This window comes from Micromonospora sp. NPDC050686 (genome assembly GCF_040654475.1).
In the GTDB taxonomy this organism is placed as follows: domain Bacteria; phylum Actinomycetota; class Actinomycetes; order Mycobacteriales; family Micromonosporaceae; genus Micromonospora.
The window spans coordinates 1-25,566 of the sequence record NZ_JBFAID010000004.1; the positions used below are offsets into that span (position 1 = coordinate 1).

A 25,566-nucleotide genomic window follows, 5' to 3' on the forward strand; every position below is an offset into this window, starting at 1 on the left:
GCCCCTCCTCACCGCCGCGGCGCGCTGGCGCCCGCCCCCGCGCGCGGGCCGGGCCCCCCCCGCCCGCCCCCGCCCCCCCCCGCCCCCGCGCCCACGGGCACGGCGGGGCCGCGCGGCGTGCCCACCGGAGCCCCGCGCGGGAGCGGGCGCCGGGCTCAGCGGCGGCGGAAGAGGGCGGCCAGGCGCCGCCGCAGCCCGCTCAGCGGGCCCGACCGGCGCACCGAGGCGGCCGGCCGGGCGATCAGCCGCCGGGCCAGTGCCGCCGTCGCCGGGTCGAGCGTTGGTGCGGCCAACGCCAGGTGGGCCAGCGAGACCGAGATCGGCACCGGCCGCTCCCGGGACACCGCGGCCACGTCGGCCAGCCGCTCCGCCACCACGGCGGCCACGTCGGGGCGTACCGCGGGGTCGACCCAGGCGGCGGTGACCAGGGCGAAGAGCGCCGCCTCGGTGGTCCAGTCCTCGACGCCCCAGACCAGTTCCAGCAGCACCCGGCGCCGGGTCGAGTCGGCCCACGGCTCGTCGGTGCGGTGGTGCAGCAGGCCCAGGCAGGCCCAGACCTGCACGCAGCGGACCCAGAGCGACGGGTCCTGGCCGGCGAGCACCCGGCCCAGCGAGGTGCCCGGCGCGTCGGGCGGGTGCACCAGCAGGCCGAGCAGGTCGTTCAGCTCAAGGGTGGCGAGCACGACCGCCGAGTCGTACGCCGCCGGGGGATGCGGCCACGCCGGGTGCGCGAGCTGGCGGATCCGGTCCGCGGCGGCGGCCGACGGCGCGGGCAGCGCGGGGGCGGCCATCCCGCCGTCGTACCGCCAGAGCTGGCAGGTGCTGGCCCGCCGGGGCTCGCGCGGGTCCGGGCCCGCCACGTCGGGCACCTCGACGCGCAGGCCGGGCACGGCCGCGGTGACCGTACGCATCGCGCTCGGCGGCTCCCACCCGTCGAGGCGTACGGCGGCGAAGGCGGTGCCACCGGCGGCCAGCAGCCGGCGCAGCACGTCGACCATCGCCCCGCCGGCCGGGGTGACCTGACCCAGCCAGGGCCGGCCCCGGCAGCACTCGGCCAGGTCACCGTGCTCGTGGCTGTCGTCCGGGTGGTCCCGGCTGAAGTCCGCCAGGGCGACCAGGTGCGCCACGTCGCCGTCCCGCTGCCAGCGCAGCCGGTACGCGGTGTGCACGGCACAGTCGAACGTCGGGTCCCGGTCCAGCGCCCGGTCGATCCACTCCAACGCCTCGTCCAGCCGGCCGTGGTCGGCCAGCGTGCCGGCGATGTCGGCGTACACGGCTAGGTCGTCGGGGTCGTGCTCGACCGCCCGGCCCAGCGCCGCGAGCGCCTCCCGGAGCCGGCCGGCGCTGCGGTACGCGTACCCGAGCCACACCTCGCCGAGTTTCGACGGCTCCGCCCGTACCCCCCGGGCCGCCCAGGTGACGGCCAGCGGGACCTCGCCGAGCCGCCGGGCCAGCGCGGACGCCGCGCCCAGCAGCAGGCCGTGGGCCGGATGCGCGGCGGTCACCTGCCGGGCCAGCGTGAGGTACGGCCGCAGCGGCGCCCGCCCGGCCCGCGGCACCGGGTCGGCGACGGCGGCGCAGATCTGCATCAGGAGCCGGGCCACCCGGTCCGGCTCCAGCCGTGCGGCCAGCTCGGGCGCGGTCACCCAGGGCACCCCGGCCCAGTCCGCCTGCGGCGCGTGCACGGTGGCCGCGGCCAGCAGGTCGAGCCCGTCGGCCGGGCGCCCGGCGGCGGCGAGCAGGTGCGCCCGGGCGACCACGGCGCCGACGAAGGCGTGCGGACCGAGCGGGAAGAGGTCGAGCGCGCCCGGGCCGGCGGCGGCGGCCAGCCGGGCCAGCGTCTCGTGCGCCTCGGGCAGCGTGGGTGAGCGCAGCAGCGCCCCGGCGACGTGGTCCGCCGCGTGGGCCAGGTCACCGGAGTCCAGGGCCAGCCGGGCCAGGGCCAGTTCCTCCGCCGCGGACAGCTCGGGTTCGTCCCTTGCCTCGGACACGTCGACCTTTCGCTCGCCGGTGCTTTCCTGGGCCGCGCCAGCCTAGGGGATGGCGGAATCCGCCGTGAGCCACGCCCCCGGCCGGCGCGGCGGTCCGCGACGACGGCGCCCGTCCCGCCGTGGCAGGCTGTGGGCGTGTCCACGCTGCGCGACCTCGCCGAGGAGCACACCCGGCTCCGGCCCTCCGACATCGACCACCTGCACCGGATCGCGGGGGACTGGCAGCTGCTGTCCGACCTCTCCTTCGCGGACCTGCTGCTCTGGGTGCCGGTGGACGGTGACGGCACCTTCCTCTGCGTGGCCCAGGTGCGCCCGACCACCGCCCCCACGGCGTACCTGGACGACCAGGTGGGGCGGATCGTCGGCGGGCCGGAGGTGGCCCACCTGGAGGTGGCCCACCGGCAGGGCCGGATCTGGCGGGAGGGGGACCCGGTCTGGTACGGCGACGTGCCGGCCCGGCACGAGGCGATCCCGGTCCGGCTGCGCACCGCCGACGGGGAGGCCGGCGAGGTGATCGCGGTCGTCGGCCGGGACACCAACCTCTCCACCGCCCGGACGCCCAGCCAGCTCGAACTCAACTACCTGACCACCGCCGACGACCTGGCCCAGATGATCGCCGACGGGACCTTCCCGCCACCCCGGCACCCGGGCGAGACCACTTCGGCGCCCCGGGTCGGCGACGGGCTGGTCCGGCTGGACGCCAACGGCAAGGTGACCTACGCCAGCCCGAACGCGCAGTCCGCGTACCGGCGCCTGGGACACGCCTCCCACCTGGTGGGCGAGGATCTGGCCGGGCTGCACCGCCGGCTGGCCAGCGACCCGCTGGAGGGCACCGACGCGGCGAACAGCGTGCTGGCGGCGCTGCGCGGAGACGCCCCGCCGCGCCGGGAGATCGACGCCCGGGGCGCCACCATGCTGACCCGTTCGCTGCCGCTGATGCCGGCGGGCGTGCCGATCGGTGCGCTGGTGCTGGTCCGCGACGTCACCGAGGTGCGCCGCCGGGACCGCGCCCTGATCACCAAGGACGCCACCATCCGGGAGATCCACCACCGGGTGAAGAACAACCTGCAGACGGTCGCCGCGCTGCTGCGCCTCCAGGCCCGCCGGGTCGCCATGCCCGAGGCCCGGGTCGCCCTGGAGGAGTCGGTACGCCGGGTCGCCTCGATCGCCCTGGTGCACGAGACGCTCTCCATGTCCAGCGACGAGGCGGTCGAGTTCGACGGCATCGTCGACCGGGTGGCCAGCGCCGCGACCGAGGTGGCGGCCACCGAGGTGTCGGTCGGCATGCGCCGCCGGGGCAGCTTCGGGGTGCTTCCCGCCGAGATCGCCACCTCGCTGGTGATGGTGCTCAACGAGTTGCTGCTCAACGCCGTCGAGCACGGCTTCCCACCGCCCGCCGAGGACGGCGCCGCCGCCCCGCGGGACGAGGGCGCCCGGCCCGAGGTGGTGGTCACCGCGCAGCGGCTCCGCAAGCAGCTGCACGTGTCGGTGGCCGACAACGGACGCGGTCTGCCGGCCGCGTTCGACGCGGAACGCGGCGGCAACCTCGGCCTCCAGATCGTCCGGGCCCTGGTCACCGGCGAGCTGCGGGGCAGCATCGAGCTGCGCAACGGCGCTGCGGGCGGCACCGAGGCGGTCCTGGTGGTCCCGCTGGCCAAGGGCTGAGCCGGCACGGTTCACCGTGGCCACGATGATCAGGGACGTGGCACGACCGCGCGGTCGCGGCGGCCGGCGCGGTGGGCGTGGCGAGCGCGGTCGGCGCGACTGGGGGTGCGGCCCGCGGCTAGGGGTTCGGCACGCTTTGCTCTGCTTCAGCGGAGGCAACAGGCACACGGCGTGATCGGGCGGTCGACCGCGCTCGCGACGATCCCGGACGTAGCGCCTGTTCAGGGCCGTGTTGCGCGGGTTGAAGCAGAGCAAAGCGCCGGCAAGGGTGCGTCGGGGTCGGTCGCGGCGGCCACGAAGAGTGGTCGGGCAGCCTCATCCGCCGTCCGTGATGTGGGATCGCACACTGGAAGATTGGCTGGCCATCGAGGGCTGTGCGAGCATTGGCACATGACCGCCGCTGTCGTCCGCCGCTTCGTGGCTCGCCGCCACGTCGACTACGGCCGCGTGCGCAGCGCGATCTGTCCGGCCCACTGACGACGCCCGACCCATCCGTCTCGGGCGCCTGCGCGCTGGCCGTCTCCGACACCGCCGTCCACGGCCCTCACGGGCCAGCCGTCGCGTCAGCGCAACCGGGCACGTAGCCAACGGAGGACGCCGCGATGGCGGTCAGCAGCACCCCGACCCGCGCCCAGGACCCGTCCGCCCCCGCCGCCCGGGCGTCCCGCCCCCGGCGCGGGGAGGGCCAGTGGGCGTTGGGCCACCGCGAGCCGCTCAACCCCAACGAGCGGATCAAGAAGGACGACGACCCGCTGAACGTGCGGGCCCGGATCGAGAACATCTACGCCCACGGCGGCTTCGCCTCGATCGACCCGCAGGACCTGCGCGGCCGGTTCCGCTGGTGGGGGCTCTACACCCAGCGCAAGGCCGGCATCGACGGCGGGCGCACCGCCGTGCTGGAGCCGCACGAGCTGGAGGACGAGTTCTTCATGCTCCGGGTCCGGGTGGACGGCGGCCAGCTCAGCCTCGCCCAGCTCCGGGTCGTCGCGGAGATCTCCCGGGAGTTCGGGCGGGACACCGCCGACATCACCGACCGGCAGAACATCCAGTACCACTGGATCCGGGTCGAGGACATGCCGGAGATCTGGCGCCGGCTGGAGGCGGTCGGCCTGCAGACCACCGAGGCGTGCGGCGACTGCCCGCGCATCGTGCTGGGCAGCCCGGTCGCCGGGGTGGCCCGGGACGAGCTGGTCGATCCCACCCCGGCGATCGACGAGATCGTCCGCCGGTACGTCGGCGACAAGGCGTACTCCAACCTGCCCCGCAAGTTCAAGTCTTCGATCTCCTGGCTGGTCGACACCCCGTACGAGGCGAACGACATCGCCTTCCTCGGGGTCGAGCACCCGGAGCACGGTCCCGGCTTCGACGTCTGGGTCGGCGGTGGCCTCGCCACCAACCCGATGCTGGCCAAGCGGCTCGGCGTCTGGGTGCCGCTGCACGAGGTGCCGGACGTGTGGGCCGGCGTGGTCGGCATCTTCCGCGACTACGGCTACCGCCGGCTGCGCAACCGGGCCCGGCTGAAGTTCCTGGTCGCCGACTGGGGCGTGGAGCGCTTCCGCGAGGTGCTGGAGAAGGAGTACCTGGGCCGGGCGCTGCTCGACGGCCCGGCTGCGGAGCTGCCGGCGAAGCCGGTCGACCACATCGGCGTGCACCCGCAGCGCGACGGGCGCAACTACGTCGGGGCCGCCCCGGTGGTGGGGCGCGTCTCCGGCAGCCAGCTCGCCCGGCTGGCCGACGTGGTCGAGGCGCACGGCAGCGACCGGGTGCGGCTCACCCCGTACCAGAAGCTGCTGGTGCTGGACGTGGCGCCGGAGCGGACCGACTCGCTGGTGGCCGCGTTGCGCGGGATCGGCCTGGAGGCCCGGCCGTCGGCCTGGCGGCGCGGCACCATGGCCTGCACCGGCATCGAGTTCTGCAAGCTGGCCATCGTGGAGACCAAGCGGCGCGGCGAGGAGCTGGTGGCCCGGCTGGAGGAGCGGCTGCGCGACGTCGACGCGGACATCTCCATCCACCTCAACGGCTGCCCGAACGCCTGCGCCCGCACCCAGGTCGCCGACATCGGGCTGAAGGGCCAGCTGGTGGTCGGCCCGGACGGCCGCCAGGTGGAGGGCTTCCAGGTGCACCTGGGTGGCGGTCTCGGCATGGCCCAGGGGCGGACCGCCGGCTTCGGGCGCAAGCTGCGCGGCCTGAAGACCACCGCCGAGGAGCTGCCGGAGTACGTGGAACGACTGGCCCGCCGCTACCTGGCCGGGCGGGCTGAGGGCGAGACGTTCGCCAACTGGGTGATCCGGGTCGACGAGGAGGAACTCCGATGAGCGAAACGCGATCTGTGCCGCTGTACTGCCCGTACTGCGGGGAGGAGGACCTGCGGCCGAGCGAGACCGGGCACGGCGCCTGGGAGTGCCACGCCTGCGCCCGGGTCTTCACCGTACGGTTCACCGGCCTGCTCTCCCGGGCGGTGGACCGGTGAGCCCCGTCTCCGCCGCGGGCCTCGGGCTGGTCGGGGCCGGTGCTCCGGCGCCGGCCGACCCGGACCGCCGCGACCCCGAGGAGTTGCGCGAGCTGGCCGGGCGGGCCGGCCGGGAACTGGAGGGCGCCCCGGCGCTGGAGATCGCCCGGTGGGCCGCGGAGACCTTCGGCGAGCGGTTCTGCGTGACCAGCTCGATGGCCGACGGGGTGCTCGCCCACCTGGTCTCCCGGGTGGCGCCCGGGGTGGACGTGGTCTTCCTCGACACCGGCCTGCACTTCCCGGAGACGCTGCGGGTACGCGACGAGGTGGCCCGCCGGCTGCCGGTGAACGTCCGCTCCATCCGGCCCCGGCGCACCGTCGGCCAGCAGGACGGCGAGTACGGTCCCCGGCTGTTCGAACGCTCCCCGGACGAGTGCTGCCAGCTGCGCAAGGTGGAGCCCTTGGAACGGGCACTGACCGGGTACGACGCCTGGGCCGCCGGGTTGCGCCGGGACGAGTCGCCGACCCGGGCGAACACGCCGGTGGTGGCCTTCGACGCCCGGCGCGGCCGGGTCAAGGTGAACCCGATCGCCGCCTGGACGCAGGCCGACGTCGATTCCTACATCGCCCGGTACGACATTCCGGTCAACGAGCTGTTCGCCCGCGGCTACGGCTCGATCGGCTGCTGGCCGTGCACCCGGCGGACCAGGGCGGGGGAGGACCCGCGGGCCGGCCGCTGGGCGATGTTCGAGAAGACCGAGTGCGGGCTGCACGTCTGAGCGCGCTGGGCGATGCGGGCGGGCCGGCGACGGCCACGCCGGTGGTGCTGGTGGCGCACGGCAGTCGGGACCCGCGGGCGGCCGAGGCGACCCGGGCGCTGGCCCGGGCGGTCGGCGCGGCGTGGCCCGGGCTTCCGGTCGTGCCGAGCTGGCTGGATCACACCGAGCCCGGCCCGGCCGCCGTGCTGCGGGAGCTGGCCGTGGCGGGGCACCGCACGGCGGTGGTGGTGCCGCTGCTGCTGACCGCCGCGTACCACCGGCGGGTCGACCTGCCGGCGGCGGTGGCGGCGGCCCGGGCGGACGCGCCGGGGCTCACGGTACGGGTCGCCGACGTGCTCGGCCCGCTGGGCGGCCCGGTCGACGGCGCGCTGCTGGCCGGGTTGCGCCGCCGGCTGGCCGAGGCCGGCCCGGGGGAGTACGACGCGCTGGTGCTGGCCGCGGCGGGCACCCGGGACGCGGGGGCGCGCGGGTCGGTGGGGCGGGTGGCGGCGGCCCTCGGCGCGGCGCTGCGGGTGCCCGCCCGCGTGTCGTACGCCTCGGCGGCGCCGCCGGACACCGGGGCGGCGGTGGCCCGGCTCCGCGGCCGGGGCGCCCGCCGGGTGGCCGTGGCCGCCTACTTCCTCGCCCCCGGCCTCTTCCATGACGCGGTGGCGGTGGCCGCCCGGAACGCCGGCGCGGTGGCGGTGGCCGACCCGCTGACCGACGTGCCGGAACTCGCCGAACTGGTGCGGCGCCGGGTGGCGGCGGTCAGCCGACCGGGCGGCATCACATGATCGAAACCGGGTATCGAGGCTTCGTGGACAGCGAGACGCCCCGGAGGGCGAACCCTGCCGGGGCGTACGGCTGTGATGCGTTCGGTTCAGGCGGAGTGAGCGCGCAGCACCCGGAGCCCACCGCGGCGCTTGACCGCGCGGCGCTCCTCCTCGCTCATCCCACCCCAGACGCCGGCGTCCTGACCGGACTCCAGCGCCCACTGAAGGCAACTGTCCGTCACCGGGCAACGCCGGCAGACGGCCTTGGCCTGCTCCACCTGCAGCAGAGCCGGCCCGGACGTCCCGATCGGGAAGAACAGCTCCGGGTCCTCGTCGCGGCAGACGGCATCGTGGCGCCAGTCCATGGCGGCAACACTCCTCATTCTGGATGGGTGGCAGATGTCGCTCGTTGCTTTTTCTATATGCATCCGCATTGCCGGCGGTGACGGTTCGCGTACACCTATTCGGCAGTGCGTGAGCAGGCTGTGGGCCCCGTGGACCTGCTGGAAGTGCTCAACCGGACGAGCATATCCAGGCAATGTCCCGGTAACACAAGTGCGCTTGTGAATACTTTCACGAACACACGCAATGTCAAGGGTGACGCTCGGAAAAACTCCGCACGGTGAGCAAGCTCACGACCCTTTTGTCCGGGTTTCCAGCTGCTCTGGTTACCCGCCGTACCACAGTCGAGGATCAATATAGTACAGTCCGCGTGACTTAGCTGACATTTCCGGCACGAACCCTCCCGGTGTCGCCGACCCGCTCGACGCGCGTGTGGCGCGCCGCCCGCTCGACCAAGGGCTGTACCCGAGACCTAGCAGATTACTCTCAGTGCGCCGGGAATGGATGTGAATCTGACTTTCTGCCGGTCGCCGAGGTAGTCGCCGTCGAGCTGGAACGCCTGCGGACGCGCCGAGACCAGCGTGAACTCCGCTACGTCATGCAGCCGTAGCACCTGGGAGCCGTGCGGATCGGGGCGGCGGGACAGCGACTGGGTGACCGTACGTGCGGTGCTGGCGACGCGCAGTCGACGGATCGCCATCAGGTCCAGGCCGAGGTCGAACGACGCCTCCGGGTTCGGATTGATCTCCCGCTCGCCCAGGTACGTCCACGGTGCGGTGTTCTGGATGATGACCGTGGACAGCTCGTCCTCGGTCTGCTCGCCGGGCCGCTCCACGCTGATCGCCGGATGCCGCCGGTCGGAGCCGAAGAAGTACTGGTTGAACGTTGCCCGCATGTAGAGCGCGGGGGTGGAGACCCGCCCACGCCGCCGGGCCTGCTCCACCCGGTGGATCACCGCGGCGTCCACCCCGAAGCCGGCGCAGAAGGTGAAGTACCGGTCGTCGGCCCGGCCCAGCCCGATCGTGCGGGACCGGCCCAGCCGCAGCCCCTCCAGGATCATGGAGGTGCCCTCCGGCCACTCCCGGGGCAGCCCGAGGGCGCGGGCGAAGACGTTGGTCGAGCCGCCCGGCACCGTGGCCAGGGCCGGCAGGCGCTGGGCCGACGGCACGCCGGTGACCGTCGGCGGCTGCGCCGCCATCAGGCCGTTGACCACCTCGTTGACGGTGCCGTCACCACCGAGCGTGACCACCACGTCGACGCCCTCCTCGGCCGCCTCCCGGGCCAGGTCGGTCGCGTGACCGCGCCGCCGGGTGTACCGCACGGAGAGGTCGACCTCGCTGCGCAGCGCCCGGACCAACACGTCCCGGCTGCGCTCACTGGTGGTGGTGGCCTTCGGATTGACCACCAGGACGGCCCGCATGGGCGGCACTGTACCGCGATCGGGCCCGGTATCGTGTCGGCCGTGACCCTCGACTCCGACCCGATTCCCGTCACTCTGCGCTGGGCGGTCCGGCTGCTGCGGGCGGAGGCGGTCGCCGTCGGGCTGATCGCCGCCTGGCTGGCCTGGGCCGACCTCACCGCCGACACCCTCGACCTGACCTCGGCGCTGCTGGTCACCGGGTTCGCCGTGGTGGGCGCCATCGCGCTCTGGATGTTCGGCAGCGCCCTCGCCGCGCGCCGCCCCGGCGGCCGGGCGCCGGCCATCGTGCTCCAGCTCATGCTGCTGCCGATCGGCTGGTACATGATCCAGGGCGGCCTGGGCTGGCTGGGAGTGCCGGTGATGGCCCTCGGGCTCGGGGTGAGCGCGCTGCTGGTCAGCCCACCCACGATCCGCGCGCTGGGCCTGGGCTGAAGTGAACCACTTGCGCTGGGCCGGGGCTGAGCCGGGCCGGGCGGCTCACCAGCCGGACGAGCGCCGGGTGAGCAGCGAGATGGTCGCCCGGCCGTCCGTCACGTCCGCCGCCGCCCCGGTGGTCAGCGCCGTCAACACTTTCCAGGCGAACGAGGACTCCGCGGGCAGGGTGGCGCCCGGCACCATCGGCACCGTCACCTCCACGGTCAGCGCGTCCTCGGTGACCGCGAACCGGCAGTCCAGCTCGGCGTCCCGGGTGGCGATGGCGAGCAGCATGGCGCAGGCCTCGTCAACCGCGATGCGCAGATCCTCGATCTCGTCCAGGGCGAACTGGAGCCGGGCCGCCAGCCCGGCCGTGGCGGTCCGCAGCACGCCGAGATAGCCACCGTCGGCGGGCACCGTCAGGTGCACCACGTCGTCGGTGGCCGCCGGTCCGGTCAGTTGAGTCACGCCGCATCCCCCCGGTCGGGGACTCTACCCGTACCGGGCGTCGGGCGGGCGGTGAGCGTCGCCCCGGCGGCGGGCGGCGCGCTCAGCTCGGCCGCCAGCCCGTGCAGCGCCGGGCCGGTGAGCCGGTACGGCAGCCACTCGTCCATCCGCACCGCCCCGATCGAGGCGTAGAACCGGGCTGCCGGATTCCAGTGGATCATCCACCAGTCCAGCCGCTGGTAGCCGCGCTCCACGCAGACCGCGGCCAGCGCGGCCATCAGCAGCCGGCCCGCGCCGCTGCCCCGGAACGCCGGCCGGACGTAGAGGTCCTCCAGGTAGACCCCGTGCACGCCGGCCCAGGTGGAGAAGTTCAGGAACCACAGGGCGAAGCCGACCGGCTCGCCGTCGGCGTCCACCGCGACGTGACCGAACAGCGCCGGCGATGGGCCGAACAGGGCGGCCCGCAACTGCTCCTCGGTGAGGTGGCACTGCTCCGGGGCACGCTCGTACTCGGCCAGCTCGTGCACCATCGCGACCACGGCCGGCACGTCCTCGGGACGTGCCGGCCGGACGGTCGGTGCCGCAGGGGAGCGGCTCACGCCTTCTTGGTCTCCCAGAAGATCTTCGAGATCTCGTCGATCTTCTGCAGCAGCTCGTCGGCCTTGGCCGGGTCGGTCGCACCCTTGGCGCCGGCGGCGCCGGCCAGCTTGGTGGCCTCGTTGAAGAGCTGGTGCAGGTGCGGGTACTTCTCGAAGTGGGCCGGCTTGAAGTAGTCGGTCCAGAGCACCCACAGGTGGTGCTTGACCAGCTCGGCCCGCTGCTCCTTGATCAGGATCGCCCGGGTGCGGAACTCGGGGTCGGTGTTGGCCTGGTACTTCTCGCAGATCATTTTGACCGACTCGGCCTCGATCCGGGCCTGGGCCGGGTCGTAGACGCCGCACGGCAGGTCGCAGTGGGCGCTGGCGGTCACGCGGGGCACAAGGATGCGAGGAAGGCGCATCGGGATCCTCCATGGGATGTTTGCGATGATCCAAGCTGACATTACTCCTGGAGACTGCTGCCCGGCGGCGTGGAGGTGAAACCGGGATGCGTGCCGACGAGGGCCCCGCGCCGCCCCGACTCCGGGGATTCCTGGTGCCCGTGCTGGTGACCGGGCCGTCGATGGCGCCGACCCTGCGGCACGGCGACGCCGTACTGGTCCGGCCCGGCGGGCGCCCCGTCCGGCCCGGGGACGTGGTGGTCGGGGTGTTCCGCGCCCGGCCGGACCTGCTGGTCGTCAAGCGGGCGGTCCGGCCCGAGGACGGCGGCTGGTGGCTGCGCGGCGACAACGCCCTCGTCGCCGACGACTCCCGGGCGTACGGCGTGGCCGACGTGCACGGCCGGGTGGTGGCCCGCTGGTGGCCGCGCCCCGGGCGGCTCGGCGATCCATCGTTATGACCCTACTCACATCCGGCTGGCGGGCTCGGGACTATGCTCGGCACGTGCCCGGGTGACCCCCGCACCGCCCGCCACCGCTCGCCGCAGACCTCGCGGGCGAGCCGGCCGGTCCATCTGCTCGACAGATCCTGGAGTCACCATGCCCACGCCTTCCGTGGATCCCGCCGATCCCGTCTTCCGGCTGCACGCCGGCGGCAAACTGGCCGTCGCCTCCACCGTTCCACTCACCAGCCGGGAGGACCTCTCCCTCGCGTACACCCCCGGGGTGGCCCGAGTGTGTGAGGCGATCGCCGCCGAGCCCGACCTCGTCGACGACTACACCTGGGTGTCGCACACCGTCGCGGTGGTCACCGACGGGTCGGCGGTACTCGGGCTGGGCAACATCGGCCCGCGCGCCGCGCTGCCCGTGATGGAGGGCAAGGCGGTGCTGTTCAAGCAGTTCGCCGGCGTGGACGCCGTGCCGATCTGCCTGGACACCCAGGACGTGGACGAGATCGTGGCCGTGGTGCGGGCGCTCGCCCCCTCCTTCGGCGGGATCAACCTGGAGGACATCAGCGCGCCGCGCTGCTTCGAGGTGGAACGCCGGCTGGACGAGGCGCTGCCGATCCCGGTCTTCCACGACGACCAGCACGGCACCGCGATCGTCGTGCTGGCCGCGCTGCGCAACGCGGCGGCCCTGCTCAACCGCAAGCTCGGTGACCTGCGGGTGGCGGTCAGCGGGGCCGGCGCGGCCGGGGTGGCGGTGACCAGGATGCTGGTCGCCGGGGGCGTGAACCCGGACCAGGTGGTGGTCTGCGACTCGCGGGGGATCCTCGGCCCGCACCGCGAGCTGACCGGCTCCAAGGCGGAGCTGGCCGCGCTCACCAACGCCGACGGCCGCCACGGCGACATCACCGAGGCGCTGCGCGGGGCGGACGTCCTGATCGGGGTCTCCGGGGGCCAGATCCCGGAGGCGGCGGTCGCCGGGATGGCCCCCGACGGCATCGTCTTCGCGCTGGCCAACCCGACCCCCGAGGTGCACCCCGAGGTGGCCGGCCGGCACGTGGCGGTCGTCGCCACCGGGCGCAGCGACTACCCCAACCAGATCAACAACGTGCTCGCCTTCCCCGGGGTGTTCCGCGGCGCGCTGGACGCCCGGGCCACCCGGATCACCGACGGGATGAAGGTGGCGGCGGCCGACGCCATCGCCGGCGTGGTGGACGGCGCGCTGAGCGCGGACGCGATCGTGCCGTCCCCGCTGGACCCGCGGGTCGCCCCCGCCGTGGCGGAGGCGGTCGCCGAGGCCGCCCGCCGCGACGGCGTCGCCCGCGCCTGACGTGCAAGGAGGGGCCCCTTCTTAACGCATCTCGCATAGGAAGGGGCCCTTCTTAACCCGGGCTCAGCTTGTTACGGTGCGGATCATGCGTGCTGCCTATGCCTCGGCCTTCGACGCCGACAACCCGCTCGCCGCGCTCACCGTCGGCGACCGGCCCGAGCCGACCCACCCGCAGGAGGACTGGGTCACCGTCCAGGTCCGGGCCAGCTCGCTCAACCACCACGACCTGTGGTCGCTGCGCGGGGTCGGACTCACCGGCGACCAGCTCCCGATGATCCTCGGCTGCGACGCGGTGGGGGAGGACCCGGACGGCAACCAGGTGGTCATCTACCCCGTGGTGCCCACCCCGGGTGACCCGCGCGGGATGTCGATCCTCTCCGAGCACTTCCCGGGCACCCTGGCCGAGCGGGTGGCCGTACCCCGGATGAACCTGCTGCCCCTGCCGGCGGACCTGTCGGCCACCGACGCGGCCTGCCTGCCCACGGCCTGGCTGACCGCGTGGCGGATGCTCACCACCAGGGGCCGGGCCGAGGAGGCCGAGTCGGTGCTGGTGCAGGGCGCGGGCGGCGGCGTGGCCACCGCGGCCGTCGCGCTGGGCCTGGCGCTGGGCAAGCGGGTGTACGCGACGAGCCGCGACGCCGCCAAGCGGGACCGGATCACCGAGCTGGGCGCGACCGCGCTGGAGCCCGGGGCGCGGCTGCCGGAGCGGGTCGACGTGGTGATCGAGACCGTCGGCGCGGCGACCTTCGACCACTCGCTGAAGTCGGCCGCGCCCGGGGCGCGGATCGTGGTCTCCGGGGCGACCGCCGGGCACGAGCCCAAGGTCAACCTGCGCCGGGTCTTCGCCATGCAGTTGGAGATCCTCGGCACCTCGATGGGCACCCCGGGGGAGCTGATCGAGCTGCTGGCGTTCTGCGCCGAGCACGAGGTGCGCCCGGTGGTGGACAGCGTGCTGCCGTTCAGCCGGGTCGAGGAGGCGTTCGCCCGGCTGCACTCCGGCGAGGTGTTCGGCAAGGTGGTCGTCGACCACACCGCCTGAGGTGTTGAGCGGGGGCCCCGCCTTACAGGCGGTCGTCGAGGGTGGCGAGGTTGTTGCGGCGGGCTTCGGTGGGGAGGCGGGTTTTGGCCGCCGCGTCGCCGTAGAGCGTCCAGCGGAGGAACTCGACGGTGGTGTCCGCGACGACCCGCAACGCCGCGCCGTCGGTGAGCAGCGCCCGGCCGTGGTCACCCTTGGTCAGGCTGAGCATCGCCTTGGGCCAGGGCACCGCGTCGTAGACCGCCTTGCCGGCCGCGTAGTCGACCACCTCGTCGGCCTCGCCGTGCACGAACAGCTGCGGGGCGGCCGCCCCGGCGAAGGCGGTACCGACCCCCAGCCCGGTGCCGGCGAACACCACGCCCGCGTCCAGCCGGTCGTCCCGGCTCGCGGTGAACAGGCCGATGGTGGTCACCCCGCCGGCCGAGTGCCCGGCCGCGGCCACCCGGTCGGTGGCCAGCCGGCCGCGCAGCGGGTCGCCGGCGGCGCCGTCGAGGGCGAGCACCCGGGTCAGCGCGTACGACACGTCGGCCGGCTGGTTCAGCACGTCGAGGACGTTGCCGTCGGCGCCCCGGCGGGTGTGCGGGAAGGCCGGCGCGGCCACCACGAACCCGGCCGTCGCCCAGCGGTTGAGCAGCGAGGCGTAGTCGTCCGGCCGGCCGCCCAGCCCGTGGCTGAACATCACCACCGGGAACCGTCCGGCCGCCGCCGGGGCGGACCGTTCCGGGTCGCCGCCGGCCGCGCCCCGCGCCGGGTACCAGACGGTCACCGGCAGCGGCCGGTCGCCGTCGCGGTTCAGCTTCAACTCGCGTACGCCGACGGCGAAGCTTCCGGTGGGCGCGTGCCCCTCGGGGACGCGCGGGGCCGGCGTGGTGGGTTTCACCGTGGCCGGCGGCGTCGCCCGGGCGTCGCGCCCGGCCGGCGCCGGCTCCCCCGAGCAGCCCACCAGCCCCACGCTGAGCAGGGCGGCGGTGAGCAGGGCGGGGGTACGACGAGGGCGCATGAATCCGATTGTGCCTCGCGCTCGGCGGACGGCCGACCCGGATCAGCCGGCCGCCGGGTGGCCCAGGCTCGCCCGCAGCCGGGCCAGGTCGGCGGCGTCCTTCGCCCGGCGGGGCCGCTCCGGCATCCAGACCGGGTACATCTCCTTGAACTCGATCTGGGCGGCCGGGGCGATGATCGGCGCGGCGAGCGACCCGATCCGGCCGGGCGGCGCGTCCAGCAGCCCCGCCGGCAGCGGCGTGCCCGTCCACGGGCCGGCCCCGACCACCACCCGACCGGCACCGTCGCGCCCGAGGTACGCGAAGCTCAGCTCGACGTCGTCGCGGAGCAGGTCGAGTTGGATGGCCGCCGGCATCGCCGGGTCCGGGCGCCAGCCCTCGTCGGTCAGCAGCGCGGCCAGCCGGTCCGCGTCGTCGCGCCAGCAGTACCAGTCTACGTCCCGGTGCGGTCGGGTGATCTCGCCGAGGTGGAAGTCCAGCGCCCAGCCGCCGCGCAGCCACACCGGTATCCCGCCGCCCGCCGCCACCCGGAGCACCGCACCGATCGCGGCGAGCTGACGACCGGGCAACCCGCTTTCGTCCAGGCCGCTTCCGTCCACGCGGCGACGCTACCGTGGCCCGGTCCCGCGCGGGGGGCGCCTCGACGGGGGCTCCTCCCAGGGGCGCGTCAGCGGCCTCCCCGGGGGCGGCTCAGCTGCGCAGCCGGCTGTCGAAGCTGGTGACGCCGGCCAGCCGGGCGTCGGCGGGCAGCCGGTGGCGGGCCGCCCGGTCGTCGTAGAGCGTCCAGCGGAGGAAGTCGGTGGTGGTGGCGAGGACCTGGGCGAAGCCGGGACGGCCGGGGCTCAGGTATTCGCCGTGCCCCTGGCCGCTGAGGCTCAGGAACGCGGCGGGCCCCGTCGTCCGGTCGTAGGCGGCCCGGCCGACCGACTCGGCCACGATCGGGTCGGCGCTGCCGTGCACGAACAGCAGCGGCGCGGCGGGCCCGGCGAAGCTGCCGGCCAGCCCACCGCCGGCGATCACGATGCCGGACCGCAGCCGGGCCGAGTGGCCGGAGGTGAGCATGCCGGCCGTGGTGAAGCCGCCCGCGGAGTGGCCGGCGGCGGCGAACCGGTTGACGTCGAGGTGACCGGCGAGCGGGTCGCCCCGGGCGGCGTCCAGGCGTACCAGGTAGCGGATCACCCGCCAGCCGTCGGCGGGCTGGTTGCGCACGTCGGCGCGGGTGAAGTGCGCGGCCCGCAGGTTCGTGCGGGGGTAGGTGGGCGCGGCGACGACGAAGCCGGCGGCGGCCCACCGGGTGGTCAGCGCCGCGTGGAGTTCGGGCAGGCTGCGCAGGCCGTGGCTGTAGAGCACCACCGGGAACCGCCCGGCGGCCACCCGTCCCGCCGTCGCCGGGTACCAGACGGTGAGCGGCAGGGGCCGGCGGCTGCCCGGGTCGACGGTCAACTGCCGGACCGCCACGTCGTACGTCCCGTCCGGGGCGTGCCGGGTCGGCCCGGGCGTCCCGCCGCCGGACGCGGCGGTGGCCGTCCCGCAGCCGGCCAGCAGTGCCGTCAACAGCACGGCCACCAGCCGCTGCGCCCCCATGCCCTCACGGTAGGGCGCGCGCCGTCCCGGCCGGCCCCACCGTCCGGACCGGGTACCACCACCACCCGGACGGACCAGCTCCGCCGGCCGGATGGACCTGCCGGCGCTCGGCCCGGCGCGTCCCGTGCAGGTCGACGTTCTTGGTTATCGTCACCGCATGTCTGAGAACTTCACCGACCCGAGCGGCAACACCGCGCAGTTCCGTGCCTTCGCCCACGCCCCGGACGACGCCGCCGCGCCGGCGCCGTCGCGGCTCCCGCTGGTCATCGGTGGCGTCGCCGCCGCCGTGGTTCTGCTCGCGGTGGCTGTCTGGCTCGCCCTGGCCTGAGTCGCCCGGCCGGTCCGGCCGGTGCCCGACGCCCGTTCGGTCAGCCTCGGGCGCCGAGGACCGCCCGGGTCTGCCGGGCGATCTCCCGCTCCTCGTCCGTGCCGATCACGCAGACCGTCACCTCCGCGCCGTCGGGGGAGATCACCCGGTCCCCGTCGCCGCCGTTGCGCGCCGGGTCGACGCTGATCCCGAGCCGCTCCAGCCCGGCCAGGGAGGCGGCGCGGACCGGGGCGGCGTGCTCGCCCACCCCGGCGGTGAAGGCGACCGCGTCGACCCGCCCCAGCAGCGCGTAGTACGCGCCCAGATAGCCCTTGATCCGGCGGCAGTAGACGTCGAAGGCGAGGGCCGCCGCGGCGTCCCCGCCGGCGCGGCGGTCCAGCACCTCGCGCATGTCGTTCACCCCGGCCAGCCCGAGCAGGCCGCTGCGGTGGTTGAGCAGGTCGTCGATCTCGTCCACCCCCATGCCGGCCTCGCGGCGCAGGTGGAAGACGACGGCCGGGTCCAGGTCGCCGCTGCGGGTGCCCATCACGAGGCCCTCCAGCGGTGACATCCCCATCGAGGTGGCCACGCTGCGCCCGCCGGCGACCGCGCAGGCGCTCGCCCCGTTGCCCAGGTGCAGGGTGATGACGTTCAGCTCCCCGTACGGGCGGTCCAGCAGCTCGGCGGTGCGCCGGGAGACGTACGCGTGCGAGGTGCCGTGGAAGCCGTACCGGCGGATGCCGTACCGCTCGGCGGTCTCCCGGTCGATCGCGTAGGTGGCGGCTGCCTCGGGCAGCGTGTGGTGGAACGCGGTGTCGAAGACGGCCACCTGCGGCACCTCCGGCAACGCCTCCCGGGCCGCCACGATGCCGGCCAGGTTCGCCGGGTTGTGCAGCGGGGCCAGCGGCACCAGCTCCTCGATCGCGGCGAAGACCCGCTCGTCGATCAGCACCGGCTCGCTGAACGTCCGGCCGCCGTGCACCACCCGGTGCCCCACCCCGCGCAGTCCCGCGAGGTCGAGCCGGTCCAGCACCTCGCGTACCGCCGCCGCGTGGTCCGCCGGCCCACCGCCCGGCTCGCCGATCCGCTCGACGATGCCCTTGTCGCGGATCTCCTCGTCGTCGTACAGCCGGTACTTCACCGACGACGAACCGGAGTTCAGCACCAGCACCCGGTCGGTCACGAGCCCTCCTCCGGCGTCCCGGCCGCCTGGATGGCCGTGATCGCCACGGTGTTGACGATGTCGGGGACGGTGGCCCCGCGGGACAGGTCGTTCACCGGCCGCCGCAGGCCCTGCATCACCGGCCCGACGGCCACCGCGCCCGCCGAGCGCTGCACCGCCTTGTACGTGTTGTTGCCGGTGTTCAGGTCCGGGAAGATGAAGACCGTCGCCCGCCCCGCCACCGGGCTCTCCGGCAGCTTGGTGGCCGCCACCTGCGGGTCGATCGCCGCGTCGTACTGGATAGGCCCCTCGACCAGCAGGTCCGGCCGGCGTTCCCGGACCAGCTCGGTGGCCGCCGCGACCTTCTCCACGTCGGCGCCGGAGCCCGAGTCCCCGGTCGAGTACGACAGCATCGCCACCCGGGGCTCGATGCCGAACCGGGCGGCGGTGTCCGCCGAGGAGATGGCGATGTCGGCGAGCTGGGCGGCGTCCGGGTCCGGGTTGACCGCGCAGTCGCCGTAGACCAGCACCCGGTCGGCGAGCAGCATGAAGAAGACGCTGGAGGCCACCGACACGCCCGGCACGTTACGGATGATCTCGAAGGCGGGGCGGATGGTGGCCGCCGTGGTGTGGGTGGCCCCGGAGACCATGCCGTCGGCACGCCCGGTGGCCACCATCATGGTGCCGAAGTAGTTGGGTTGGGCCACCACGTCGTGGGCCAGCTCGACGGTCATGCCCCGGTGCTCCCGGAGCTTCGCGTACGCCTCGGCGAACTTGTCGCGCCACTCGCTGGTCACCGGGTCGACGACCTCGGCGCCGGAGATGTCGACGCTCAGCTCCCGGGTGCGCCGGGCGATGTCGTCGGGACGGCCGAGCAGGGTCAGGTCGGCCACGCCCCGCCGGAGCAGCACCTCCGCGGCGCGCAGGATCCGTTCCTCGCCGCCCTCGGGCAGCACCAGCCGGCGCCGGGCGGCCCGGGCCCGGTCGATGAGGTCGTACTCGAACATCAGCGGGGTGACCCGTTCCGAGCGGCTGACCCGCAGCCGCCGGGCCAGGTCGACGGTGTCCACGTTCGCCTCGAAGGCGCCGAGCGCCGCCTCCACCTTGCGCGGGTTGGCCGCGCCGGGCCGCCCCTCGATCCGGCTGGACGCCGCCACCGTGTCGTAGCTGTCGCTGGGCACGGAGAGCACCGCGAGCCCGGTGTTGAGCCCCTCGACCAGGCGCATCGCCCGGGGGTCCGGCTGCTCGCCGAGGGTGAGCACCAGCCCGGCCACCGACACCTGCCCGGCCACGTGCGCGGCGCTCGCCGCGACCAGCAGGTCGGCCCGGTCCCCGGGGGTGATCACCAGGGCGCCGTCGGTCAGGTGGTCGAGCAGCGTCGGCACGTGCGCCGCGCCGACGACGTAGTCGAGCACGTCCCGGCCCAGCGCGGTGTCGTCGCCGGCCAGCAGGGTGGCGCCGAGCGCCGCCGCCACCTCGGCCACCGTCGGCGCCGACACGGCCGGCACCTCCGGGATCGCGTACGCGGGCACCGGCAGCTCGGGCAGCGCCATCGGCTCCGGCACCCGGTTGGCGATCACCGCCAGCACCGTGGCGCCCAGGTCCGCCAGATCGTGGTACGCCCCGCGCAGCGCCGCCGCGATCGCCTCCGGGCGCTGCCCGAAGCCGTCCACCACCGGCACCACCACGCTGCCGAACTCGGTGGCCAGCCGGGCGTTGAAGGCCAGCTCGCGGGGGCCCGCGCCGTCCCCGCCGTCGGCGAAGTCGCTGCCGACCACCACCACGGCCGGGCAGCGCCGCTCGACCTCCCGGTAGCGCTCGACGATCCGGGTGATCAGCTCCTCCCGCCGCCCCTCGGCGACCAGCGCGGTCGCCTCGGCGTAGCTGGTGCCGGCGAGTTGCGCGGCGGGCAGCTCGACCCGGTACCGGTCGGTGAGCAGGGTGAGGATCTGGTCGGGGGCGTGGTCGGAGACCAGCGGGCGGAACACGCCGATCCGCTCGACCTGGCGGGAGAGCAGCTCGGCCAGGCCGAGTGCGATTGTCGACTTTCCGCCGCCGGAACCGACGCTGGTCAGGTACACGCTGCGCGCCACGACCTCACGCTACAAGATCGCCGTGTCCGCCGCCCGGGTCCTTCGCCCGGGGTCGGCGGGCCCTCCCGCGGCCGGCTCACCCGCCGGCCGGCCCCAGCTCCCGCTCGTACACCTGCCCGGTCAGGTCCGCGCCGAAGCTGTGGTGGGGTTCCTCCTGGATCAGCCGGAAGCCGCGGGACAGATAGATCCGGCGGGCCGCGACCAGGGGGTGATTGGTCCAGAGCCGCATCCGGGGGTAACCCGCCCGCCGGGCGAAGGTGAGGCATTCGTCGACGAGCCGGCCGCCGACCTGGCGTCCCCGGGCTGCCGGGTCCACCAGCAGGATCCGGAGCTGGGCCGTCCGCTCGTCGGCCGCCACGCAGAAGACGCAGCCCACCCGCTCGCCGTCGATCTCGGCGATCCAGGCGGCCTCCCGGGCCGGGTCATGGCCGGCGGCGTAGTCGGCCACGATCCGGGCCACGAGCGCCTCGAAGCTGGTGTCCCAGCCGAACTCGGCGGCGTACACCTCGCCGTGGGCCATCACCACCCAGCCCAGGTCGCCAGGGTGGCCCAGCGGACGGACGAGAACGTCGGAACCCATCGAGCACCCCTCCCGACTGAAACGGTCGTTTCAGTGGCAGAGTAGCGCTGTGACCCAGCATGAGCGACCCCCCAGCGCCCGCCGGGACGAACTCACCGAACGGGCCTACCGCTACGCGCTGGAGCACGGGCTGACGGAGCTGTCGCTGCGTCCGCTCGCCGCCGCCATCGGGTCCAGCCCCCGGGTACTGCTCTTCCTCTTCGGCTCCAAGGACGAGCTGATCCGTGCCCTGCTCGCCCGGGCCCGCGCCGACGAGCTGGCAGCGCTGCACCGAGCCCGGGAGGCGGGCGGGCACGACGACCTCGCCGCGACGGTGCGGGCGATCTGGGGCTGGCTCGTGGACCCGGCGCACCGCCCCATGCTGGTCCTCTGGCTTCAGGCGTACGCCCGCTCGCTGAACGAGCCGGACGGGCCCTGGGCGGGCTTCGCCCGGCAGACGGTGGAGGACTGGCTCGGCCTGCTGGCCGGCGTCCACGGCGAGGCCGGCAGCGGTCATGACGCCGGCGACACGGACCCGTCGCTCGGCCTGGCGCTGCTGCGCGGCGCCCTGCTCGACCTGCTGGCCACCGGCGACGCCGAGCGGGCGACGGCGGTCGTCGAACGGTACCTGAGCCTGATCCGGGCGCCGGCCCGGTAACCCTGGCCGGCGTCGCCGGCCTACTCGTCGTCCTCGTCGTCCAGCCGGGCGAGCCAGGTGGCGAAACGCTCGATCGGGGTCTCGAACTCCGGGTTCAGGTCGACGAAGTCACGCAGCCGCTCGCCGAGCCACTCCACGCTGACCTGCTCCTCGCCCCGGCGCTCGACCAGCTCCTCGATCCCGCGGTCGGTGAAGTACATGTCCGTCCTCTCCAAGTCTTGCCGCTACGCGATCCGGCCCGCCCCTCGGAAGGGACGGGCCGGGTGGTGTCCGTCAGGTCACGGGCGGGGGAGGGCCGCCTCGATCAGCGCGGTCTGCTCGACCTCGTGCATCTTGGCCGAGCCGACGGCCGGGGCGGCCGCGGCGGGGCGGGAGATGCGACGCAGCCGGACGTCGCTCAGGTGCTCCAACAGGTTGAGCGCGACGAACGACCAGGCGCCCTGGTTGGCCGGTTCCTCCTGCACCCAGGCGAAGTCCTCGGCGTTCGGGTACTGCGCCAGGGCGGCCCGGATCTCCTCGACCGGCAGCGGGTAGAGCTGCTCCATCCGGAGGATCGCGGTGTCGGTGACGCCCCGCTCCTGCCGGGCCTGGAACAGGTCGTAGTAGACCTTGCCCGAGCAGAGCAGCACCCGCTTCACCTGCTTCGGCGCCGGGGCGCCGGAGTCGGCGAGCACCGGCTGGAACGTGCCGGTGGTGAAGTCCTCGACCGGCGAGACGCAGAGCTTGTGCCGCAGCAGGGACTTCGGCGTGAACACCACCAGCGGCTTGCGCTTGGGCGACAGCGCCTGGCGGCGCAGCAGGTGGAAGTAGTTCGCCGGGGTGGTCGGGATGGCCACCCGCATGTTGTCCTCGGCGCAGAGCTGGAGGAACCGCTCCGGGCGGCCGGAGGTGTGGTCCGGGCCCTGGCCCTCGTGACCGTGCGGCAGCAGCAGGGTGACCGCGGAGCGCTGGCCCCACTTCACCTCGCCGGAGGAGATGAACTCGTCGATCACCGACTGGGCGCCGTTGACGAAGTCGCCGAACTGGGCCTCCCAGGCCACCAGCGCGTTGATGTTCTCCACCGAGTAGCCGTACTCGAAGCCCATCGCCGCGTACTCGCTGAGCAGCGAGTCGTGCACGAAGAAGCGGGACCGCTCGCCGTCGGCGGTGAGCGACTGCAGCGGCAGGTAGTCGTCGCCGGTCTTGGCGTCGACCACCGAGGCGTGCCGCTGGACGAAGGTGCCGCGGCGGGAGTCCTGCCCGGCGAGCCGGACGGTGACCCCGTCGTGCAGCAGCGACCCGAACGCGATGATCTCGCCGAAGCCCCAGTCGATGGTGCCCTCGACGGACATCTTCCGGCGCCGCTCCAGCAACTGCTGGATCCGCTTGTGCGGGGTGAAGCCCTCCGGCAGGTTGACGTGGGCCTCGCCGACCGCCTTGAGCACCGACGCCTCGGTGGCGGTCTCGACCTGGGGCTCCGGCTCGGCCTCGCGCCGCTGCCGGGCCGGCTGCTTCGGCGACGAGGCGGCGTCCCGGGTGGCCTTGAAGACCCGCTCGAGCTGCGCCTGGTAGTCGCGCAGCAGCTCCTCCGCGTCCTCCACGGTGATGTCCCCGCGGCCGATCAGCTCCTCGGTGTAGAGCTTGCGGACCGAGCGCTTCGAGTCAATGATCTTGTACATCTGGGGGTTGGACATCGACGGGTCGTCGCCCTCGTTGTGCCCGCGCCGGCGGTAGCAGACCATGTCGATCACGACGTCCTTGTTGAACGCCTGCCGGTACTCGAAGGCCAGCCGGGCCACCCGGACCACGGCCTCCGGGTCGTCGCCGTTGACGTGGAAGATCGGTGCCTGGATCATCCGGGCCACGTCGGTGCTGTAGAGGCTGGACCGGCTGTATTCCGGGGCGGTGGTGAAGCCGACCTGGTTGTTGACCACCACGTGCACGGTGCCGCCGGTGCGGTAGCCGCGTAGCTGCGACAGGTTGAGCGTCTCGGCGACCACGCCCTGGCCGGCGAAGGCGGCGTCACCGTGCACCGCCAGCGGCAGCACGGTGTAGCCCTCCAGCTTGAGGTCGATCCGGTCCTGCTTGGCCCGGACTATGCCCTCCAGCACCGGGTCGACGGCCTCCAGGTGTGACGGGTTCGCCACCACCGACACCTTGACCGCGTGCTCGCCGTCCGGGGTGGTGAACTTGCCGTTCTGGCCGAGGTGGTACTTCACGTCGCCCGAGCCCTGCGTCGAGCGCGGGTCGAGGTGCCCCTCGAACTCGGAGAAGATCTTCTCGTACGGCTTGCCGACGATGTTGGCCAGCACGTTGAGCCGGCCGCGGTGGGCCATGCCGATGACGACCTCGTCCAGCCCGGCCTCGGCGGAGGACTCCAGCACCTCGCCCAGCAGCGGGATCAGCGACTCGCCGCCCTCCAGCGAGAAGCGCTTCTGCCCGACGTACTTGGTCTGCAGGAAGGTCTCGAACGCCTCGGCCGCGTTGAGCCGGTTGAGCACGTGCTTCTGCTCGTCCGCGGCGGGCTTCTCGTACTTGCGCTCGACCCGCTCCTGGATCCAGCGCCGCTCCTCCGGGTCCTGGATGTGCATGTACTCGATGCCGACCCGGCGGCAGTACGAGTCGCGCAGCACGCCGAGGATCGAGCGCAGCTTCATCCGTTGCCGGCCGGCGAAGCCGTTCACCGGGAAGGTCCGGTCCAGGTCCCACAGGGTCAGCCCGTGCTGGAGGACGTCCAGGTCCGGGTGCTTGCGGATCTTGAACTCGAGCGGGTCGGTGTCGGCCATCAGGTGGCCGCGCACCCGGTACGCGTGGATCAGCTCGTGCACCCGGGCGGTCTTGTTGATCTGGCCCTCGGAGTCGACCGCCACGTCCCGCATCCAGCGCACCGGCTCGTACGGGATGCGCAGCGAGGTGAAGATCTCGTCGTAGAAGCCCCGCTCGCCGAGCAGCAGCTCGTGCATCACCTTGAGGAACTCGCCGGACTGGGCGCCCTGGATGATCCGGTGGTCGTACGTGCTGGTCAGCGTGATGATCTTGCTGACCGCCAGCTCGGCCAGGGTCGCCTCGCTCATGCCCTGGTACGGCGCCGGGTACTCCATCGCGCCGACGCCGATGATGGCGCTCTGCCCCTGCATCAGGCGCGGGATCGAGTGCACCGTGCCGATGCCGCCCGGGTTGGTCAGCGAGATGGTGGTGCCGCCGTAGTCCTCCATGGTCAGCTCGTTGCGACGGGCACGCCGGACCACGTCCTCGTACGCCTGCCAGAATTGCCGGAAGTCCATCTGCTCGCAGGCCTTGATGGAGGGCACCACCAGGTTGCGGGAGCCGTCCGGCTTGACCAGGTCGATGGCGATGCCCAGGTTGACGTGCTCCGGGCGGACCATCGCCGGCCGGCCGTCGACCTCGGCGAAGGAGTTGTTCATCTCCGGGTGCTCGACCACCGCCCGGACCAGCGCGTACCCGATCAGGTGGGTGAAGCTGACCTTGCCGCCGCGGCCGCGGGTGAGGTGGTTGTTGATCACGATGCGGTTGTCGACCAGCAGCTTCGCCGGCACCGAGCGCACGCTGGTGGCGGTCGGGACGGCGAGCGAGGCGTCCATGTTCTGGACGATCTTGGCGGCCACGCCGCGCAGCGGGGTGGTGCCGGCGGCGCTGGCCGTCGGTGCCTTGGCGGCCGGCTTCGCCGGGGCGGCCTTGGCGGCCGGGGCCGGCTTGGCGGCCGGCTTCGCGGGCGCGGCCTTCTTTTCCGGCGCGGCCTTCGGCGCCGGGGCGGCGGCCGGCTTCGCGGCCGGCGCCGGCGCGGCGGCCGGGGCCTGGGCGACCGAGGCGACCGCCTCCTGCTGCTCGGCCGGTTCTGGCTTGGCGGCCGGGGCGGGCTGCCCGTCGGCGGGGCGCGGCGTGGCGGCTCCCGGCGCCGGCCGGTAGTCGGCGAAGAATTCGTGCCAGGCCGAATCGACGCTCGTGGGGTCGTTGAGGTAGCGCTGGTACATCTCCTCGACGATCCACTCGTTCGGACCGAAACCCGCCAGTGGGTTCTCCTGCGAAGTCTGCTGGGTCGACACGGCCGGTAATCGCCTCTTTCACGCGGGTTTGTGTGTCACGCGGTGTCCGCCCTCGCCGTCAACGGGCGATGGGTAACGGCCCCAGGCTACGCCGTGCCATCGGCGCAGGCATTCT

Annotated in this window: 25 protein-coding genes; 11 read left to right on the forward strand and 14 right to left on the reverse strand. The window is 74.1% G+C overall.

The genetic code is table 11. The annotated features are described in order from the left end of the window. Positions 1 to 155 precede the first annotated feature (155 nt). Positions 156 to 1,991, reverse strand: a complete 1,836-nt coding sequence (locus AB0H57_RS05205; RefSeq protein WP_357502863.1) for a tetratricopeptide repeat protein — start codon at positions 1,989 to 1,991, stop codon at positions 156 to 158. A gap of 135 nt (positions 1,992 to 2,126) precedes the next feature. On the opposite strand from AB0H57_RS05205, the gene AB0H57_RS05210 reads away from it, so the two are divergent. The 5 genes from AB0H57_RS05210 (at position 2,127) to AB0H57_RS05230 (ending at position 7,657) form a co-directional block, all read left to right on the forward strand. After that, entirely contained in the window at positions 2,127 to 3,656 is a 1,530-nt protein-coding gene (locus AB0H57_RS05210; protein ID WP_357502865.1) for a histidine kinase N-terminal domain-containing protein, read from the forward strand. A gap of 602 nt (positions 3,657 to 4,258) precedes the next feature. Further along, the gene (locus AB0H57_RS05215; protein WP_357502867.1) at positions 4,259 to 5,971 is read left to right on the forward strand and encodes a nitrite/sulfite reductase; all 1,713 of its coding nucleotides are present in this window, start codon (positions 4,259 to 4,261) and stop codon (positions 5,969 to 5,971) included. Next, positions 5,968 to 6,126, forward strand: a complete 159-nt coding sequence (locus AB0H57_RS05220) for a hypothetical protein (protein ID WP_357502869.1) — start codon at positions 5,968 to 5,970, stop codon at positions 6,124 to 6,126. Before AB0H57_RS05215 ends, AB0H57_RS05220 begins: the two co-directional genes overlap by 4 nt. Next, complete coding sequence (locus AB0H57_RS05225; protein ID WP_357502871.1) at positions 6,123 to 6,884, forward strand: phosphoadenylyl-sulfate reductase; 762 nt, start codon at positions 6,123 to 6,125, stop codon at positions 6,882 to 6,884. Before AB0H57_RS05220 ends, AB0H57_RS05225 begins: the two co-directional genes overlap by 4 nt. Continuing rightward, positions 6,866 to 7,657, forward strand: coding sequence for a CbiX/SirB N-terminal domain-containing protein (locus tag AB0H57_RS05230; RefSeq protein WP_357502873.1), 792 nt, complete (start codon positions 6,866 to 6,868; stop codon positions 7,655 to 7,657). Before AB0H57_RS05225 ends, AB0H57_RS05230 begins: the two co-directional genes overlap by 19 nt. Before the next feature lie 86 nt (positions 7,658 to 7,743). On the opposite strand, the gene AB0H57_RS05235 is transcribed toward AB0H57_RS05230, so the two are convergent. Then, positions 7,744 to 8,001: a WhiB family transcriptional regulator gene (locus AB0H57_RS05235; protein WP_088974007.1), complete on the reverse strand. Its 258-nt coding sequence runs from the start codon at positions 7,999 to 8,001 to the stop codon at positions 7,744 to 7,746. Between the two features lie 449 nt (positions 8,002 to 8,450). After that, on the reverse strand, positions 8,451 to 9,398 hold the full coding sequence (locus tag AB0H57_RS05240) for a diacylglycerol kinase family protein (RefSeq protein ID WP_357502875.1): 948 nt from the start codon (positions 9,396 to 9,398) through the stop codon (positions 8,451 to 8,453). A gap of 42 nt (positions 9,399 to 9,440) precedes the next feature. Between AB0H57_RS05240 and AB0H57_RS05245 the strand changes: the two genes are divergently transcribed. After that, positions 9,441 to 9,830, forward strand: coding sequence for a hypothetical protein (locus AB0H57_RS05245; protein ID WP_357502877.1), 390 nt, complete (start codon positions 9,441 to 9,443; stop codon positions 9,828 to 9,830). A 45-nt stretch (positions 9,831 to 9,875) separates the two neighbouring features. On the opposite strand, the gene AB0H57_RS05250 is transcribed toward AB0H57_RS05245, so the two are convergent. The 3 genes from AB0H57_RS05250 to sodN all read right to left on the reverse strand — a co-directional run bounded on the left by AB0H57_RS05250 (position 9,876) and on the right by sodN (position 11,259). Then, the gene (locus AB0H57_RS05250) at positions 9,876 to 10,280 is read right to left on the reverse strand and encodes an ATP-binding protein (protein ID WP_357502879.1); all 405 of its coding nucleotides are present in this window, start codon (positions 10,278 to 10,280) and stop codon (positions 9,876 to 9,878) included. Further along, positions 10,277 to 10,789, reverse strand: coding sequence for a GNAT family N-acetyltransferase (locus AB0H57_RS05255; RefSeq protein ID WP_357503300.1), 513 nt, complete (start codon positions 10,787 to 10,789; stop codon positions 10,277 to 10,279). The genes AB0H57_RS05250 and AB0H57_RS05255 overlap by 4 nt, the downstream gene beginning before the upstream one ends. A gap of 65 nt (positions 10,790 to 10,854) precedes the next feature. Then, entirely contained in the window at positions 10,855 to 11,259 is a 405-nt protein-coding gene (gene sodN / locus AB0H57_RS05260) for a superoxide dismutase, Ni (RefSeq protein WP_357502881.1), read from the reverse strand. An 86-nt stretch (positions 11,260 to 11,345) separates the two neighbouring features. On the opposite strand from sodN, the gene AB0H57_RS05265 reads away from it, so the two are divergent. The 3 genes from AB0H57_RS05265 (at position 11,346) to AB0H57_RS05275 (ending at position 14,050) form a co-directional block, all read left to right on the forward strand. Beyond that, entirely contained in the window at positions 11,346 to 11,696 is a 351-nt protein-coding gene (locus tag AB0H57_RS05265; protein ID WP_357502883.1) for a S24/S26 family peptidase, read from the forward strand. Positions 11,697 to 11,835: 139 nt separating this feature from the next. Then, a complete protein-coding gene (locus tag AB0H57_RS05270; protein WP_357502885.1) occupies positions 11,836 to 13,011 on the forward strand; it encodes an NADP-dependent malic enzyme in 1,176 nt (391 codons plus the stop codon). Between the two features lie 76 nt (positions 13,012 to 13,087). After that, complete coding sequence (locus tag AB0H57_RS05275) at positions 13,088 to 14,050, forward strand: zinc-binding dehydrogenase (protein WP_357502887.1); 963 nt, start codon at positions 13,088 to 13,090, stop codon at positions 14,048 to 14,050. 22 nt (positions 14,051 to 14,072) lie between these two features. Here the strand turns inward: AB0H57_RS05275 and AB0H57_RS05280 are convergent, their stop codons facing one another. From AB0H57_RS05280 to AB0H57_RS05290, 3 genes are all read right to left on the reverse strand, one after another. Continuing rightward, positions 14,073 to 15,047, reverse strand: coding sequence for a dienelactone hydrolase family protein (locus AB0H57_RS05280; protein ID WP_357502889.1), 975 nt, complete (start codon positions 15,045 to 15,047; stop codon positions 14,073 to 14,075). Between the two features lie 42 nt (positions 15,048 to 15,089). Continuing rightward, positions 15,090 to 15,644, reverse strand: coding sequence for an aminoglycoside adenylyltransferase (locus tag AB0H57_RS05285; protein ID WP_357502891.1), 555 nt, complete (start codon positions 15,642 to 15,644; stop codon positions 15,090 to 15,092). A gap of 91 nt (positions 15,645 to 15,735) precedes the next feature. Continuing rightward, positions 15,736 to 16,629, reverse strand: coding sequence for an alpha/beta hydrolase (locus AB0H57_RS05290; RefSeq protein ID WP_357502892.1), 894 nt, complete (start codon positions 16,627 to 16,629; stop codon positions 15,736 to 15,738). Positions 16,630 to 16,786: 157 nt separating this feature from the next. Between AB0H57_RS05290 and AB0H57_RS05295 the strand changes: the two genes are divergently transcribed. After that, positions 16,787 to 16,957: a hypothetical protein gene (locus tag AB0H57_RS05295; RefSeq protein ID WP_357502894.1), complete on the forward strand. Its 171-nt coding sequence runs from the start codon at positions 16,787 to 16,789 to the stop codon at positions 16,955 to 16,957. 40 nt (positions 16,958 to 16,997) lie between these two features. Here AB0H57_RS05295 and AB0H57_RS05300 read toward each other — a convergent pair whose 3' ends face one another. The 3 genes from AB0H57_RS05300 to AB0H57_RS05310 all read right to left on the reverse strand — a co-directional run bounded on the left by AB0H57_RS05300 (position 16,998) and on the right by AB0H57_RS05310 (position 20,771). Next, positions 16,998 to 18,119, reverse strand: a complete 1,122-nt coding sequence (locus AB0H57_RS05300) for an acetate kinase (protein ID WP_357502896.1) — start codon at positions 18,117 to 18,119, stop codon at positions 16,998 to 17,000. After that, positions 18,116 to 20,191 carry a phosphate acetyltransferase gene (pta, locus tag AB0H57_RS05305; protein ID WP_357502898.1) on the reverse strand — a complete coding sequence of 692 codons (2,076 nt, stop codon included), beginning with the start codon at positions 20,189 to 20,191 and terminating at the stop codon, positions 18,116 to 18,118. The genes AB0H57_RS05300 and pta overlap by 4 nt, the downstream gene beginning before the upstream one ends. Before the next feature lie 76 nt (positions 20,192 to 20,267). Further along, entirely contained in the window at positions 20,268 to 20,771 is a 504-nt protein-coding gene (locus AB0H57_RS05310; RefSeq protein ID WP_357502900.1) for a GNAT family N-acetyltransferase, read from the reverse strand. 49 nt (positions 20,772 to 20,820) lie between these two features. Here AB0H57_RS05310 and AB0H57_RS05315 point away from each other — a divergent pair, with 49 nt between their 5' ends. Then, the gene (locus tag AB0H57_RS05315; RefSeq protein WP_357502902.1) at positions 20,821 to 21,408 is read left to right on the forward strand and encodes a TetR/AcrR family transcriptional regulator; all 588 of its coding nucleotides are present in this window, start codon (positions 20,821 to 20,823) and stop codon (positions 21,406 to 21,408) included. Positions 21,409 to 21,428: 20 nt separating this feature from the next. On the opposite strand, the gene AB0H57_RS05320 is transcribed toward AB0H57_RS05315, so the two are convergent. Next, positions 21,429 to 21,608, reverse strand: coding sequence for a DUF6104 family protein (locus AB0H57_RS05320; protein ID WP_222955751.1), 180 nt, complete (start codon positions 21,606 to 21,608; stop codon positions 21,429 to 21,431). A gap of 78 nt (positions 21,609 to 21,686) precedes the next feature. Continuing rightward, positions 21,687 to 25,451, reverse strand: coding sequence for a multifunctional oxoglutarate decarboxylase/oxoglutarate dehydrogenase thiamine pyrophosphate-binding subunit/dihydrolipoyllysine-residue succinyltransferase subunit (locus tag AB0H57_RS05325; RefSeq protein ID WP_357502904.1), 3,765 nt, complete (start codon positions 25,449 to 25,451; stop codon positions 21,687 to 21,689). Between the last annotated feature and the right edge of the window lie 115 nt (positions 25,452 to 25,566).

Excerpts from the sequence above, each read along its gene's own strand:
- AB0H57_RS05215 (WP_357502867.1), top strand. The coding sequence starts at position 4,259 with ATGGCGGTCAGCAGCACCCCGACCCGCGCCCAGGACCCGTCCGCCCCC.
- AB0H57_RS05220 (WP_357502869.1), top strand. The coding sequence starts at position 5,968 with ATGAGCGAAACGCGATCTGTGCCGCTGTACTGCCCGTACTGCGGGGAG.
- AB0H57_RS05235 (WP_088974007.1), bottom strand. The coding sequence starts at position 8,001 with ATGGACTGGCGCCACGATGCCGTCTGCCGCGACGAGGACCCGGAGCTG.
- AB0H57_RS05240 (WP_357502875.1), bottom strand. The coding sequence starts at position 9,398 with ATGCGGGCCGTCCTGGTGGTCAATCCGAAGGCCACCACCACCAGTGAG.
- AB0H57_RS05255 (WP_357503300.1), bottom strand. The coding sequence starts at position 10,789 with ATGGTGCACGAGCTGGCCGAGTACGAGCGTGCCCCGGAGCAGTGCCAC.
- sodN (WP_357502881.1), bottom strand. The coding sequence starts at position 11,259 with ATGCGCCTTCCTCGCATCCTTGTGCCCCGCGTGACCGCCAGCGCCCAC.
- AB0H57_RS05265 (WP_357502883.1), top strand. The coding sequence starts at position 11,346 with ATGCGTGCCGACGAGGGCCCCGCGCCGCCCCGACTCCGGGGATTCCTG.
- AB0H57_RS05270 (WP_357502885.1), top strand. The coding sequence starts at position 11,836 with ATGCCCACGCCTTCCGTGGATCCCGCCGATCCCGTCTTCCGGCTGCAC.
- AB0H57_RS05280 (WP_357502889.1), bottom strand. The coding sequence starts at position 15,047 with ATGCGCCCTCGTCGTACCCCCGCCCTGCTCACCGCCGCCCTGCTCAGC.
- AB0H57_RS05290 (WP_357502892.1), bottom strand. The coding sequence starts at position 16,629 with ATGGGGGCGCAGCGGCTGGTGGCCGTGCTGTTGACGGCACTGCTGGCC.
- AB0H57_RS05295 (WP_357502894.1), top strand. The coding sequence starts at position 16,787 with ATGTCTGAGAACTTCACCGACCCGAGCGGCAACACCGCGCAGTTCCGT.
- AB0H57_RS05310 (WP_357502900.1), bottom strand. The coding sequence starts at position 20,771 with ATGGGTTCCGACGTTCTCGTCCGTCCGCTGGGCCACCCTGGCGACCTG.
- AB0H57_RS05320 (WP_222955751.1), bottom strand. The coding sequence starts at position 21,608 with ATGTACTTCACCGACCGCGGGATCGAGGAGCTGGTCGAGCGCCGGGGC.